This is a genomic window from Melioribacter sp. Ez-97 (genome assembly GCF_051488665.1).
Classification (GTDB): domain Bacteria; phylum Bacteroidota; class Ignavibacteria; order Ignavibacteriales; family Melioribacteraceae; genus Melioribacter.
Window position 1 is genome coordinate 1 of sequence record NZ_JBPSEG010000009.1, and the last position, 13756, is coordinate 13756.

Here is a 13756-nt window from a genome sequence, read left to right on the forward strand (position 1 = left end):
TGTCTTTCTGAACCCGCCAACGGCGGGTGAAGAATCTCGAAAATCTGCAATGCAGATTCTTCGTCGTCCCGCTATCAGCGGGACTCCTCAGAAAGACAGATTACTCCATGAGTTTCACTAAATGCATTTGGATAATGCTGTAGTGTCTTTCTGAACACCGCCATCGGCTGGTGAAGCAAACTCTTATGAATACCAGTGAGATTACTTCGCTCCGCTGAAAGCGGGGCTCGTAATGACAAATAGCCAATAGAAATCGCCGGCTACGGAAAAAACAAACTCTAATTAACCGCAGAGATCGCTTTGAGGGAAGAAAAATAATAATTTCTTTATGTCTTCTGTTTTTTCTTTTTAGCTGCGGGGAAGAGAATGTTATTGAGGATTAAACGGTACCCCGGCGAGTTTTTATGAAAACTCAAATCCGTCGGCGGATCTCCCACCGCGTGCTGGTAATCTTCCGGGTCGTGTCCCCCGTAAAACGTAAATGTGCCCCTGCCGTAATTTCCGTGTATATATTTAACCTGGTCGGCGCCTTCGCGTTCGGCTAATATATAAACGGACTTTTTAATTAGACTTTTTCGAAACATTGTCGTCTGTCCCATAAATCCGTGAATCACGTTGACGTGATTTTGCGTGAGCATTGTCGGAACGGGGTCGTATTTGGCGGAGAAATCGAAGAGGGTAAAATAATCGTTCTGTTCGGGACCGACTTCCGCGGGTTGTATGTCGATGTCGCTGTACTCGTAAATCAACGGATTCATCTCGAGTTTAAAATTTTCGAAAGCGAGAGTTTCCGAAAAATCGAGCTTGTTCTGAGCGTCGGGATCGGGAGGGTCGCCGTCGTAAATTCTGTCTACTATATCGACCCGAAGAGCCGCAAGCGCAATATCGTATGAATCGGTAGCCGAACACATTGCAAACAGAAAACCGCCGCGCGCAATATAATTCCGGATTTCAAGAACCACGGCTTTTTCCATGTCGGATACTTTTTTGAAACCGAGTTTTCGCGCTTCCGATTCGTAAAGTCGCTGTTGTTCGATATACCACGGAGCGCCGCTGAACGAAGCGTAAAACTTGCCGTATTGACCCGTAAAATCTTCGTGATGTAGGTGCAGCCAGTCGTATTTATCGAGCGCTCCTCCGAGTATTTCGGCAATCCAGATTTTATCGTAAGGCACTTCGGCATAATCGAGCGCCAGAGTAACGGCGTCGTCCCAGGGCTTGAAATTCGGCGGAACATAAACCGCAATTTTCGGCGCTTTTTCGAGCCGGACTACGTCCATGTTTTGATCGGGACTCTGAACAAACGCATAAATCGAAACGGCTTCCTGAGAAGATATTTTTTCGAACGCCACGCCTTTTAATCTGCAGCGCAACGCCAATTCCTCGCTGTAATCGAACATGAACGAACCGCCTCTGTAATTCAAAAGCCAATCGCCCTGATAACCCTGTTCGAGTGCGTTGAATGCAATTCCGTAAGCTTTCAAATGGTCGGTCTGCGCGTTGTCCATATAGATTAAGATTTTCGGCTGGGCTGAAATCTGTAGCGAGACGATAAAAATTAAAAGCAGTTTTTTCATTTTATAAGAGAGGCTGTTCAAAGAACAGCCCGTTAAATCTATGCGGTTTTTCTGTCGGATTCGATATAAATCGGCTTTTCGCCTTTGAGCACCACGTCTTCGGTAATAAGGCATTTGTCGATATTGTCTAAGCCCGGCAGTTCGTACATAACGTCGAGCAAAATGCTTTCGACTATCGAACGCAATCCTCTGGCGCCGGTTTTTCTTTCGAGAGCTTTATTAACAATTGCGTCGAGTGCGCGCGGGTCGAATTCGAGTTCGACTCCTTCGAGCGCAAACAGTTTTTTATATTGCTTAATGATAGCGTTTTTCGGTTCCGTCAGGATATTTTTGAGAGCTTCGGCGCTCAATGCGTGCAATGGAGCTATAATCGGAATTCTGCCAACGAGTTCCGGTATCATACCGTATTTAATAAGATCCTCGGGCTGAACTTTTTCAACGAGATTGTCCCGGTCGAGTTCTTCGTTGCTTTCGATATTGGCGTCGAATCCGATAACGTTTCTGTTGATTCGCGACGCAATAATATTTTCGATTCCTTCGAAAGCGCCGCCGCAGATGAAAAGGATATTTTTTGTATTAACGTTGATGAGGCTTTGTTCGGGGTGTTTTCTGCCGCCTCTCGGCGGAACGCCTGCAATTGTGCCTTCCAGAATTTTGAGCAATGCCTGCTGAACGCCTTCGCCCGAAACGTCGCGCGTAATCGAAACGCTTTCGCTTTTGCGCGCAATCTTATCGATTTCGTCGATATAAACGATTCCTTTCTGTGCTTTTTCGAGGTTGTAATCGGCAGCCTGAAGAAGCCGCACCAGAACCGTTTCGACGTCGTCCCCGACATATCCGGCTTCGGTTATTGTCGTTGCGTCGGCTATTGCAAACGGAACGTCGAGTATTCTTGCCAACGTTTGCGCCAGGAGCGTTTTCCCGACGCCTGTCGGTCCGATTAACAATATATTGCTCTTTTCGATTTCGACGTCGTCAACATCGAAGAACGAAGCCGGCGCGTTTATTCTTTTATAATGATTATAAACGGCTACTGCTAAAATCTTTTTGGCTTTTTCCTGGTCGATTACGTATTCGTCGAGATTTTTTTTGATCAATTCCGGAGTAATCGACAGATTAACCGTTTCTTTCTTGTTGAAATTCGAAAGATTATTCTTCAGTATTTCAACGCTTGTTTTGATGCAGATATCGCAAATATAAACATCGGGTCCGGCAACCATACTCGATACTTCGCTTCCGTCCCTTCCGCAGAATGAACATTTAATCGTTTTGGGTTCTCTTTTGTTAGCCATCTTTGCCTTTTTTTGTTTGTATATAATTTAAATTTTGTATTGCCGTTTCAAGATATAATGAATCGGGATATTTCTCAAGAAAATTTTTGTATAAATCGCCGGCTCTGCTCTCGTCTTTCAAACCGTACTGATAAATTTGCGCCGTAAGTAAAAGAGCTTTGTCGCTTAAAATTCCGCTTTCCGATTTACCGGTCAATTCGTTCAAGTAGTCTATCGCTTCTCCGTATCTTTTCGTATAAATATGGATTTCGGCAAGTCTGTATAATGCAAAATCCTTTAAAATAAACAGATTATCGCGATTAATTAAATCTTTTAATAAAGCGACCGCTTCTTCGTACTTTTTTTGAAACGCAAATAAATCACTTTTTGCATAAATAGCAAGATTTAAAGAATCCCGTTTTAAAGCGGAAATCAGAGCCGAAAGCTCAATAGCGTCGTTGGCAAAAGCGGTCGACAGGTCCCCGGAAGCCGTTTTCAAATTCGATAGAGCGGATTCGAAATTATTCTGCCAGAAATCGATTTTGGCTTTCCGGTAATAAGCTTCGGCTTTTAAATCCGCCGCGGATTTGTTATTCAACAATATATTATCGAAAAAAGTTTTGGCTTGTTCAAGGTTACCGGAAAAAACAGCAATTAAACCCCGCTTGACGAAAGCTTTTGCTGAATATTCGGTTCCCGGAGCTCTCAGATTTATAATAGTGAAAATCGAATCGGCAAGGCGGTAATTTCGAAGGTATTCGAATTCAATTTCCGCTCTCGAATAGAGGGCTTGAATATAAATATTGCTGCCGGCATATTCTCCCGCAATCTTTTTATATTCTTCCGAGAGGCGTTTATATTCCGCGGTATCCGTATTTTCCGAATACGGCCAAATATCGTTTTTATGAGTTTCGGTCAGTCGGGAACGAAGCGCTTCAACATACGATAATTTTGCAATCGGAACTATATTCGAACCGGGGAAATTATCGATTATATATTTATAGCCTGTCAATGCCGCGTCGTAAGCTTTGCTTCTCAACGCGTTTTGAGACATCGAATAGATCGCCGCGCCGTTGCTGTTTATTATTTTTTCATATTCGATAGTATACTTTAAAGCCGAATCGTAATTGCCGTTGAGCATGTTGCAGTAGGAAATCAAATCGAGATAAATCGGCTGCGGGTTGTCTTTGTAATACGATTCGAGAGTGGCGATAATTTCGTCGAGCGCCTTCTTGTTGCCCGAATACGAATTGAATTTGGTCTTGATCAATCCGATCTGATCGGGTTTTAATGACAGAAGATAGCAATATTCAAGAGTCGCTTCTTTGTAACGCAGAGTTAAGGAATAAATGTTAGCCAGGTCGAGAGTGAAGATCGATTTATCGCTCGACAATTCCCGTCCCATTTTCAAATACTCGAGCGCGCGATCGAGCGCCCTGCTTTCGATAGCGTAATTTGCAATTATTCTGTAAGTTGAAATCGAAGCCGGATTTGTCTCGATTCCTTTATCCCAGTAAAAATATGCAGAATCGGACATCTCTTTCATAAAAAAGACCGACCCCATTAAACCGTAAAGCGAAGGATCGTTCGGAGAATATTTAAGCCGCGCGGATATTATATCGACAGCTTCGTCGTATTTCTTTTGTTTGATGTAGATATTGTAGAGAGCGTTGAAATAAGAGTAGTTCCACGGCTGCTGTTCGATCAGTTCGATTAAAAGGTTTTCGGCTTTTTCGAAATTGCCGGCGCTCTCGTAATTCTGTGCGAGTTTGAATTTAGTTTCGGCGTCCTGCCCTGAAATTACCGAACGTAAAACGAAAAAACTTACGAATAGGATTTTATATAAGATACTTCTCTTCAAAAATATTACCTATGTTTAATATGCGGTTCGGATCGAAAGCCAGTTTAATCAAAGCCATTTTCTTAATTACATTGTCGTCGTACATCAATTTGAGATACTCGCGTTTGAGTTTTCCGATGCCGTGCTCTGCGGATACAGTGCCTTTGAGTTTAACCGCATTGCCGCAGATTTCCCTGTAGATTTCCAAAGCCCGTTTGTGTTGCCCGGCGTCGTCCGGCAGCATATTCAAATGGATGTGCGAATCGCCCGCGTGTCCGTAAACAACGTAATTGAGTCCTGCGTCGGAAACCAATTTAATTGTGTCGAAATAAAATTTTTTGAACGAATCGAACGGAACGGCTACGTCGGTGCCGATTTTCTTGAGTCCTCTCTGCGACATATAGTCGTTAACTTTCAAAGCTATGGCGTGTCGGAAATCTTTGAATTTGTCCGTTTCTTTTCTGTCGTTTGCAATCCAGGAATCTTCTTCCATGCCGTTATGTCTTGAAATCAATTCCATCCATCCGGAAATTAACTCGTCTTCGTTGTCTTCGATTTCCTGTTCGAACCAGACGGCGGCTTCGGCATTTTCGGGAATATTGGAATAATCGCCGCGCAGAAATTTGAGCGTAAACTTGTCGAACAGTTCCAAACCGCGCGCCGAAATAATCGAATCGTCTTCAAAGCGCGAAAGCTTTGCCGCTTCTTCGATAAAGTTGAGAGCGTCTTCTTCCGATTCGAAGAATATTATACACGATAAAATATTTTTCGGAAGATCGATTAATTTCAACTTTATTTCGGTAATAATGCCGAGCGTTCCTTCGGAGCCGATGAAAAGGTCGATTAAGTCCATCTTTTCTTTGCAGTAGTATCCGGCTGCGTTTTTTGTAGACGGCATATCGTAACGCGGCAATTCGAATGAAATAATCGAGCCGTCTTCCGCCGGGAGGATTGCGTGCAAACCGTCCGCTATATGCTGTCCCCGTTCGATATTCAATTTTCTCCCGTCGGGCAGTACGATTTTTAGCCCGAGAACATAAGAACGTGTGGGACCGTATTTGAATGTTCTGGCTCCTGAGGCGTTGGTTGCGACTGTCCCGCCGATATAACAATTCCGCTCAGTCGGATCGGGCGGATAAAACAGGTCTTTGCTTTCCACTTCGTGTTGGAATTCGTTCAGTATTACGGCGGGTTGAACTACGGCGTATTTGTCCGTTGAATTTATCTCAATTATTTTATTCAGTTTTTCCATCGAAATAAGAATGCCTTCTTCGGGAACGCGCGCTCCCGTCAATCCGGTGCCGTTTCCCGCAACTGTAATCTTTGTTTTACCGGCGTTACACTTTTGGATTATTTCCGGAATTTCTTCTTCCGATTCGGGTATATAAACTGCGTCGCATTTTCCCGAATAATTTGAAGCGTCCGAAAGATAGTTCTGTATTTCGTCCGGATTCGATTTGATGATCATGCTGAAAATTCCCTCGTTTAATCGACAGATTTGCCGTGTCTTTCCATTATTTCTTTCCAGGTTTCGTAATCGAGCTGCTCGGATTCCTCGATTAGTAAAACCGGTATGTCGTTTTCAATTCGATAGCGTCTTCTGGTCTCTTTATCGGTCGAAACCAAAAATTCGCCGTCGAGAATCAAATCGGCTTTCGATTCCGGGCAGCAGATAATTTCTAATAATTCCTTGGAAATCATTTTTCCTCCAATGCTGGGAAACAGGTATGCAAAGATACGAAACTTAAGCGAAATCGTTATATTTGGAAATCCAAAGGGAACAATATGAAGACGGAAAAATTTTACGACGGCGTTTCTTCTTTCTACGACGATATGATTTCTTTCGAATCGAATTTAGCCAGGAGAGAAGATTTCTATAAAAAAATATTTAACGCAAGAGGAAAAACAGCCGACCTCGGATGCGGCAGCGGACTCGATTCGATAGCTCTGGCTAAATCGGGTTTTGACGTCACGGCGTTCGATCCTTCGGAAAAGATGATTGAATCTTTGAATAGGAAAGCGGAGTTGTACGGACTTGATATCGAAAGCCGAAAATGCAGAATGGAAAACATACCGGCAGAGTTCGACGGTAGTTTCGATTATGCGGTTTCGATGGGAAATACGATCACGCATCTGAACAAGAAAAATCTTAAAGAAGGAATAAAACGGGCTTATGAAATATTAAAGCCCAGAGGAATTTTCTTTTTGCATCAGCTCAATTACGATTACTTCATAAAAAATTCAATCAGAATAAACAGCATTAAAACGGGCGCGAGAATAATCGTGCGTTTTTATGATTTCAGCAGAAAAAAAGCGCGTTTTAATATTCTTGAATTCGCACCGGAGAAGCCGAAAGATTACAGGCTTTATTCGGTAACTCATTACATTCATAATCACGAAGAAATTAAGGCTGTCCTTTTTAAAGCGGGATTTAACGAGATAGCGTTTTATGCCGACATGAATTTGACGCCGTTCGAGAGGGAGTTTTCAAAAGAAATGTTTATCCTTTGCAGAAAGTAAATTAAAGGCTCAGAATTTTTCTTACGGTTTTTTCTTTCAACTGCGCCAGACTTTCTTTTGCAAACATTTTATAAGCTTCGTCTCTGAGCCGTCCCCATTTATCGTGAACAGGACAGGGATTATCATTGGAACATCCGGGAAATCCGAGCACGCAGCTTTTGAAAATTTTATCGCCGTCGATGGCTTCGATGATGTCGATGAGATAAACGTTGTTAGGGTTTTTTGCCAGATAAAACCCGCCGTTTTTGCCTTTCTTGGAACCGACAATTCCTTTGTATGTAAGAGTTTGCAAAACTTTCGATACAAACTCCTTCGGCACTTTCAATTCTTTCGATATTTCCTCGGCGTTGAAAACTACTTTTTCTTTTTTGATTGAAAGAAAAAGAACAGCCTGAATGCCTAATTCGCATGCTTTCGAAAAGAAGACGGTCATTGCCCGGTTCCCGAATCTGTGTTGTTTTCCTGATTGACGAATATTGTTTGAGTGGGATAAGCGAATTCGATTCTTTCCCGCTCGAAGAGTTTATAAATTTCTAGATTTATGCTTTGTTGTATGTCGAGATAAGTAACCATTTCCGGCGACAGAACAAAGTAGACAAATTCGAAATTGAGGCTGAAGTCACCGTAACTAACAAAATGTCCTCTGTCGTATTGAACAAGCTCGTGTCGCGTAATTATTTCTTTTACCATGTCCGGAATAGCTTTTAATTTTTCGTGAGGAGTTTGATAAACGACTCCGATTCTTAGAACGGCTCTCCTTTTTTCCATCCGTTTGAAATTGTGAACAGTTGCGGTTGTAAGCCGGGAATTGTTGACTATTAATTGTTCTCCGGAAAGCGCTCTTATTTTCGTAGTCTTAAGACCGATTTTTTCAATATTGCCCAATTGACCTTCGAAATTGACAAAGTCGCCGACTTCAAAAGGTTTGTCGAAGAATAGAACAAAATAACTAAAAAGGTCGCCGAGAATAGCCTGCGCCGCCAGAGCCACTGCCACGCCGGATATGCCGAGTCCCGTTACTACGGCGGAAACCTGAAAGCCGAAATTGTCGAGTAAAAATATTACGCCAACCGACCACACGATCAAATCGACCAGTCCAAGCAACGGTTGAATGCGGTTGTAATCGGATTCGCGGTCGCGCTGAATAAAATAACGTTCTATAAAATACTTGATGATAACAACCGTAAAGCGCACGACGAAATAAGTAATTAATACGGAATAGACGGCGACAACTATCTTTTCCGTTTCTTCGCTTAATTTAAGACGCTCTATTATCAGATAAAGTATGCCGAGATAAATTGCGGGAACAAAAAATTTATTTATGCTTTTGTTCAGGAAGTTGTATTTCGATATATAGCTCGACTCAAAACGTTCCTTCAGTCTTTGAAGTACGAATTTTTTAATAATCTTTATCAATATAAATACGGCGAGAAAAACTCCCAACGCCAGCAGGTAATCTTCGATTGTGTTGCCTAAAAATTCTTTCTTTAAAAACATTAATTCCTCTTCAAAATGGCGCAGATAAATATAAAAAAACCCGCATTAAAAAATGCGGGTTATATCTAAATTGTCAGATGCGTTCTTATTAATTCAGAGCGTAGACCGGCAAGACCTCTTCGCTCGGTTTTAGCTTTTCGATTCGCACTTTAATGACGCCCGGATGAATCATGCCGAGAGCCATCGCTGCGCCTTTCGATAAATCGATATCGCGGCCGTCGATATAAGGACCGCGGTCGTTAATTTTAACAACAACGCTTTTTCCGTTTCGTAAATTGGTTACGCGGAGATATGTGCCGAACGGCAATTCTTTATGCGCCGCAGTCAATGCCATCTGGTCGTAGATCTCGCCGTTTGCCGTTAGCCTGCCGTGGAATCCCGGACCGTACCAGGACGCTACCCAGTTGCCTACTGGTTCGTATTCCACAGCCGCTATTGCGGGACTTGAATCTATGCTTAGTATTACTTTCGAATCCTCGTCATTAACGCTTGCAGACGAGCTTCCGATGTCTACCAGCCCTATTACCAATGCAGCTGTCGTTATTATAAGTGTCGTTTTAATTATACGCAAATATTACCTCTGTTTGTTATACATAACTGTTAATTGAATGAGAATAAATCAGAATAGTAAAATCGGGGATACTATATTTTCAGGTTTCTTCTGAGCGCTCTTTGAGCCTCGTCTTTGTGAATGGAGTTGTTGAAGATGTTATTGACGTTTTGAGCTGTATGGATTGTTAACTCCGGTTTGAAGTCTGAGCATGCAATTCCGGACGAAACGGTATGAACGGTTTCGTCTGTAATTATATTTTCAATTACCGTCGTCGCAGAATTATTTTGAATCGCGTGTTGATGGGATGTAATTCCCGAATGATACGCGAATAATAAACCGGCAAAAGCTATAAAACTATATTTCCTGAATTTCGTTTTCATTATAGCCTACAAATATATGGCGTAAAGGGCAAAGAATCAACCATTGGTTAAAAATTAAATAATTTAACTGTGTTTTCGATTAATCTTTGCCGTTATAGTGACATATACGTTTCTCGCAATTTTATTTTATTTTGTATCTCTAAATTTATTTGAACTATTCAACAAAATAACGGGGCGTATGGTTTCAGTAATTTTTCAAAGCCTGTCGGAATCCGCAATAAGAAGTCTGATAAACGATTTCAGAAAATTAAACGTTGAGACTGAATTTATTTCCCTCGGCGCGACTTTTAACGACGAAAATGTAATAAACGTAACGGAAGCCGAACCGCTATCCTCTAAAGCGATAAAAAAAATTGCCGAAATAATTTCGAATAAATATGTAGTGTGGATCAGCCGGTACGAGAATAAGGAAATAAAAAGAATAGATTTTCGCGAAGGAGCCTTGCAAAAATTGATTGATGTTTTTTCAAAACAAAATCCGGCAATGGCATACTCGAACTTTGCGGAATATGATTCTTCTACCGGCAAGAAGCTTGAGCACCCGCTTATTCCTTATCAAATCGGGAGCATAAGAGACGATTTCGATTTCGGTATGGCAATTATGTTGAACGGCGGATTAATTAAAAAAGTAGCTGCAGAAATGAATGAGGATTATTCGTTCGGAGGTTTTTACGATTTGCGTCTGAGGCTTTCCGAAATCTCGGATTTGGTTCATATAGACGAGTATCTTTATTCCGCCGAGATAGAACGAAAAACCGAAAAGATGGAAGAACATTTTAAATATGTGTCCGCGGAAAAGAGAACAGTGCAAGTCGAATTCGAAAAAGCAGCCACAGAACACCTGAAAAGAATAGGAGCGTATATTAAACCCGGCAGAATATTGATCGATTTCGAAAAAATTAAAGTGAGTTTTCCTGTCGAAGCTTCCGTTATAATACCAGTTAAGAACAGAGTAAAGACGATCGAATCGGCGGTGAATTCCGCATTGTCGCAAAAAACCGACTTTGATTTTAACGTTATTGTTGTCGACAACCATTCCGACGACGGGACAACGGAGGTATTGGCAAAGATTGCCTCTTCAAATGACAAACTTATACATCTGATTCCGGAAGAAAAAAATCTGCTAATAGGCGGCTGCTGGAAATACGCTGTCAATAGCGTTAATTGCGGCAGGTTTGCTGTCCAGCTCGACAGCGACGACCTTTATTACGACACAAACACGCTGACAAAAATAATTAACAAGTTCTACGATGAAAATTCGGCGATGGTAATCGGATCATACAAATTGACCGATTTTAATCTCAACGAAATTCCGCCCGGCATTGTAGACCACCGCGAATGGACTGAAGACAACGGCGCCAACAATGCGCTGCGAATAAACGGACTGGGCGCGCCGCGTGCTTTTTATACGCCTCTTCTGAGGCAAATTGATATTCCGAACGTAAGCTACGGAGAGGATTATTATCTCGGCATTACTATCTCGAGGAATTATAAAATATCAAGAATTTATGAACCGGTATACATATGTCGCAGGTGGGAGGGCAATTCCGACGCCAATCTTTCTCAAGAGAAAATCAACAAGAATAATTACTATAAAGATTCGCTGAGAACAAAAGAAATTATCGAAAGACAAAAGATGAATAAACATGCTGACCAATAAAACCGAGAAAAACGATTTCAAATTAGCCGGGCAGGCAATCGAGCTGCTGGAGAAGCAGCTGGCAGAATGGGAATTTTTAAAAGAAAATTACGAAAAGCTCTCCGGTATTGTTTCCAAAGAAATTCGTTACGAAGATTATAAGTTTATCGCGCTGCATAATCCGGGAAGGATTAAATCGACCGCTGCGGATGTTTCGGATTCGGGCATCAAAAACAGAAAATGCTTCCTTTGCAAAGAAAACCTTCCGGAAAAACAAAGGGGAATCGTATACAATAAAAAATATAATTTGCTCTGCAATCCTTATCCCGTAGCAGGAAAACATTATACGATAGTTAAGCTGAAACACATGCCGCAGCAGATTGTGGGCAATATTGAGGATTTGCTCGATTTGACTAGGCAGATGAGCAAATATTTCACTCTCTTTTACAACGGTCCGAAATGCGGAGCCTCGGCGCCCGACCATATGCATTTTCAGGCGGTCGAAAAAATGAAAATGCCGTTGGAAAATGATTATAAAAAACTAATTAACGATTCGAGAAATTTCAGGATCGATAAATCCCGCATTTCAATTACCGCCGCCGAGACTTATCCGGCTAAGCCGGTTATCGTGGAGTCGGAGCATAAAGGGGAAATTCTGAAAGCGTTCAGAACAATTCTCAATGCATTAAAAAAAATATACGAACCGAAAGAAGAGCCAATGATTAATATAGTGTCCACGTACGAAGGGAATAAATGGAGTTTGTTTATTTTTCCGCGGAAGGAACATCGTCCGAAGGAATTTTATTCCGGCGAATTGATTGTAAGTCCCGCAGCTCTTGATATGGCTGGTTTGTTTGTGTTTCCACGCAAAGAAGATTTCGATAAAATCGACCGGGATAAATTGATCGATATTTACAAACAGGTTTCCTTTACGAAGGAATATTACGAATTCCTGAAGAAAAAGCTCTTCGAAAAATATATAGGCGTTTAGAGTATTTTTATTGAAATCACACTTACGTCGTCTTCCAGTTCGCCGCCTGTAAATTCCAATAATTTTTCGCGCAGCAAATCGACGGTATTGTCTTCCGGTTTGATGTTCCCGATAAAATCAAGCAGCCGCCGGTTGCCGAATAATTCTCCTTCCTTATTTCTTGATTCCGTTATGCCGTCGGTAAAAAGGATTATTTCGTCGCCGCTTTTAATATCGATAATCTTGTTCGAATATTGACCGTCCGGATTGAAGCCGAGAAGAAGTCCGGCTGATTCGATAAACTCCGCATTATTTCCGGTGCGATAAATAATGGGCAGGTCGCCCGCGCCGGAATATTTTGCAGTTTTATTTTTTGTGTCGATTATTACTACAGAAAGAGTAATGAATACTTCCGAAATGCGTTCGTCTCTGTAAACCGATTCGTTAATGCGTTGAAGTATAATATCCGGATTTAATTCGGCGGCTGATTCAAGCACGATTCTTGCGGCTGTTCTTACGTAGCCGGCGTACGCAACCGCAAAGTACCATGCGCCCCAACGTTTCCCCATTACGTCGCCCAGGATAACCGCTATGCTGTCGTCGTTGATTTTAATATAATCGATAAAATCTCCGCCGGGCACGTTTTTGTACGGAGCGTGCCATTGCAGAATTTTTAATCCTTTAAATTGAGGAGGCGATTCGGGAACCACTTTTGCCGCCATCGAATCCGCGGCTTTCTGCACTTCGTCCACAACCTTTTCTCTCTCTTTTTCGAGACTTTTGAGTATGGCTGATACTTTTGCTATTACAATTTTAGGACTGGACGTTTTTACGATATAATCTTCAATTTCAAGGTCGTAACCCAGAAGCATGTCCTCCTCTCCGCTTTTGGCGGTAAGGAATACAAACGGTATCGATTTATGTTCGGGATTGTTCAGCAATTCTTTTCTGAATTCGAAGCCGTCCATAACCGGCATCATAATATCGCTTATGATTAACGCGGGTTGAACTTCGTCGATTATTTCGAGCGCCGTTTTGCCGTTCTCGGCGTGAACGCATTCAAATCCCGCCTTTGTTAAATTGTGAATAAATAGCCTGGCGATATTCGGTTCGTCTTCTACGAGCAAGATTTTATTTGCAGATGAAGTTGCCATGTTTCCCGCGTTCCGATTATTTGAAACTGTTGATTGCAGAATTTATATCCGTATATACTTCGAATACTCTTTGAAGCCGCGTAAGTTCGAACATAGCGCGCACGTTCGGTCTCAAGCCGACGAGTTTTAGATCGCCGCCCTGATTGATGGTTCTTTTTAATGCGCTTACAAGCACGCCGAGAAAAGTAGAATCGATAAAGTCGACTTTGCTCAGGTCGATAATTACTTTTTTAAATCCCTGTTCAATTTTTGCGTAGATCATTTTTTTTAGCTGCTCCGCGTCTTTTATTGTGGCTCTGTCGATGTCGAGTTTGATCGATATTATATCGTCGAAAGTTCTTTCCTGAATATTCAT

At 41.9% G+C, this 13756-nt stretch carries 13 protein-coding genes and 1 pseudogene; 3 read left to right on the forward strand and 11 right to left on the reverse strand.

Features of this window, described 5'->3' with window-relative positions; all coding sequences use genetic code 11:
* Positions 1-326: 326 nt before the first annotated feature.
* From ACSSWA_RS10565 to ACSSWA_RS10585, 5 genes are read right to left on the reverse strand one after another with little or no spacing between them, the layout of a single operon-like run.
* Positions 327-1577 (reverse strand): asparagine synthetase B, encoded by a 1251-nt coding sequence (locus ACSSWA_RS10565; protein WP_437356548.1) that lies wholly within the window; start codon positions 1575-1577, stop codon positions 327-329.
* A gap of 38 nt (positions 1578-1615) precedes the next feature.
* On the reverse strand, positions 1616-2869 hold the full coding sequence (clpX, locus tag ACSSWA_RS10570) for an ATP-dependent Clp protease ATP-binding subunit ClpX (RefSeq protein WP_437356549.1): 1254 nt from the start codon (positions 2867-2869) through the stop codon (positions 1616-1618).
* Positions 2862-4709, reverse strand: a complete 1848-nt coding sequence (locus ACSSWA_RS10575; protein ID WP_437356550.1) for a tetratricopeptide repeat protein — start codon at positions 4707-4709, stop codon at positions 2862-2864. The genes clpX and ACSSWA_RS10575 overlap by 8 nt, the downstream gene beginning before the upstream one ends.
* Positions 4687-6156 carry an FAD-binding oxidoreductase gene (locus ACSSWA_RS10580; protein ID WP_437356551.1) on the reverse strand — a complete coding sequence of 490 codons (1470 nt, stop codon included), beginning with the start codon at positions 6154-6156 and terminating at the stop codon, positions 4687-4689. The genes ACSSWA_RS10575 and ACSSWA_RS10580 overlap by 23 nt, the downstream gene beginning before the upstream one ends.
* A 17-nt stretch (positions 6157-6173) precedes the next feature.
* A complete protein-coding gene (locus ACSSWA_RS10585) occupies positions 6174-6389 on the reverse strand; it encodes a Trm112 family protein (RefSeq protein WP_437356552.1) in 216 nt (71 codons plus the stop codon).
* Between the two features lie 84 nt (positions 6390-6473).
* On the opposite strand from ACSSWA_RS10585, the gene ACSSWA_RS10590 reads away from it, so the two are divergent.
* Complete coding sequence (locus ACSSWA_RS10590) at positions 6474-7208, forward strand: class I SAM-dependent methyltransferase (protein WP_437356553.1); 735 nt, start codon at positions 6474-6476, stop codon at positions 7206-7208.
* A gap of 1 nt (position 7209) precedes the next feature.
* On the opposite strand, the gene ACSSWA_RS10595 is transcribed toward ACSSWA_RS10590, so the two are convergent.
* The 4 genes and pseudogenes from ACSSWA_RS10595 to ACSSWA_RS10610 all read right to left on the reverse strand — a co-directional run bounded on the left by ACSSWA_RS10595 (position 7210) and on the right by ACSSWA_RS10610 (position 9638).
* On the reverse strand, positions 7210-7641 hold the full coding sequence (locus ACSSWA_RS10595; RefSeq protein ID WP_437356554.1) for an RrF2 family transcriptional regulator: 432 nt from the start codon (positions 7639-7641) through the stop codon (positions 7210-7212).
* On the reverse strand, positions 7638-8705 hold the full coding sequence (locus ACSSWA_RS10600) for a mechanosensitive ion channel family protein (RefSeq protein ID WP_437356555.1): 1068 nt from the start codon (positions 8703-8705) through the stop codon (positions 7638-7640). Before ACSSWA_RS10600 ends, ACSSWA_RS10595 begins: the two co-directional genes overlap by 4 nt.
* 88 nt (positions 8706-8793) lie before the next feature.
* Positions 8794-9105: pseudogene (locus ACSSWA_RS10605) on the reverse strand (septal ring lytic transglycosylase RlpA family protein); the annotation flags it as partial.
* Positions 9106-9347: 242 nt separating this feature from the next.
* Positions 9348-9638 (reverse strand): hypothetical protein, encoded by a 291-nt coding sequence (locus ACSSWA_RS10610; protein WP_437356556.1) that lies wholly within the window; start codon positions 9636-9638, stop codon positions 9348-9350.
* 178 nt (positions 9639-9816) lie between these two features.
* Between ACSSWA_RS10610 and ACSSWA_RS10615 the strand changes: the two genes are divergently transcribed.
* Positions 9817-11298, forward strand: coding sequence for a glycosyltransferase family 2 protein (locus tag ACSSWA_RS10615; RefSeq protein WP_437356557.1), 1482 nt, complete (start codon positions 9817-9819; stop codon positions 11296-11298).
* Positions 11285-12268: a DUF4922 domain-containing protein gene (locus tag ACSSWA_RS10620; protein ID WP_437356558.1), complete on the forward strand. Its 984-nt coding sequence runs from the start codon at positions 11285-11287 to the stop codon at positions 12266-12268. The genes ACSSWA_RS10615 and ACSSWA_RS10620 overlap by 14 nt, the downstream gene beginning before the upstream one ends.
* On the opposite strand, the gene ACSSWA_RS10625 is transcribed toward ACSSWA_RS10620, so the two are convergent.
* Together ACSSWA_RS10625 and ACSSWA_RS10630 are read right to left on the reverse strand one after the other, a co-directional pair.
* Positions 12265-13401: a SpoIIE family protein phosphatase gene (locus ACSSWA_RS10625; RefSeq protein ID WP_437356559.1), complete on the reverse strand. Its 1137-nt coding sequence runs from the start codon at positions 13399-13401 to the stop codon at positions 12265-12267. The two genes, ACSSWA_RS10620 and ACSSWA_RS10625, sit on opposite strands and share 4 nt — an antisense overlap.
* Before the next feature lie 16 nt (positions 13402-13417).
* Positions 13418-13756 carry an STAS domain-containing protein gene (locus ACSSWA_RS10630; RefSeq protein WP_437356560.1) on the reverse strand — a complete coding sequence of 113 codons (339 nt, stop codon included), beginning with the start codon at positions 13754-13756 and terminating at the stop codon, positions 13418-13420.

What these genes read in the sequence shown, in the direction of transcription:
- ACSSWA_RS10565 (WP_437356548.1), bottom strand. Translation starts at nt 1,577, where the DNA reads ATGAAAAAACTGCTTTTAATTTTTATCGTCTCGCTACAGATTTCAGCC.
- clpX (WP_437356549.1), bottom strand. Translation starts at nt 2,869, where the DNA reads ATGGCTAACAAAAGAGAACCCAAAACGATTAAATGTTCATTCTGCGGA.
- ACSSWA_RS10580 (WP_437356551.1), bottom strand. Translation starts at nt 6,156, where the DNA reads ATGATCATCAAATCGAATCCGGACGAAATACAGAACTATCTTTCGGAC.
- ACSSWA_RS10585 (WP_437356552.1), bottom strand. Translation starts at nt 6,389, where the DNA reads ATGATTTCCAAGGAATTATTAGAAATTATCTGCTGCCCGGAATCGAAA.
- ACSSWA_RS10590 (WP_437356553.1), top strand. Translation starts at nt 6,474, where the DNA reads ATGAAGACGGAAAAATTTTACGACGGCGTTTCTTCTTTCTACGACGAT.
- ACSSWA_RS10595 (WP_437356554.1), bottom strand. Translation starts at nt 7,641, where the DNA reads ATGACCGTCTTCTTTTCGAAAGCATGCGAATTAGGCATTCAGGCTGTT.
- ACSSWA_RS10600 (WP_437356555.1), bottom strand. Translation starts at nt 8,705, where the DNA reads ATGTTTTTAAAGAAAGAATTTTTAGGCAACACAATCGAAGATTACCTG.
- ACSSWA_RS10610 (WP_437356556.1), bottom strand. Translation starts at nt 9,638, where the DNA reads ATGAAAACGAAATTCAGGAAATATAGTTTTATAGCTTTTGCCGGTTTA.
- ACSSWA_RS10615 (WP_437356557.1), top strand. Translation starts at nt 9,817, where the DNA reads ATGGTTTCAGTAATTTTTCAAAGCCTGTCGGAATCCGCAATAAGAAGT.
- ACSSWA_RS10620 (WP_437356558.1), top strand. Translation starts at nt 11,285, where the DNA reads ATGCTGACCAATAAAACCGAGAAAAACGATTTCAAATTAGCCGGGCAG.
- ACSSWA_RS10625 (WP_437356559.1), bottom strand. Translation starts at nt 13,401, where the DNA reads ATGGCAACTTCATCTGCAAATAAAATCTTGCTCGTAGAAGACGAACCG.
- ACSSWA_RS10630 (WP_437356560.1), bottom strand. Translation starts at nt 13,756, where the DNA reads ATGAATATTCAGGAAAGAACTTTCGACGATATAATATCGATCAAACTC.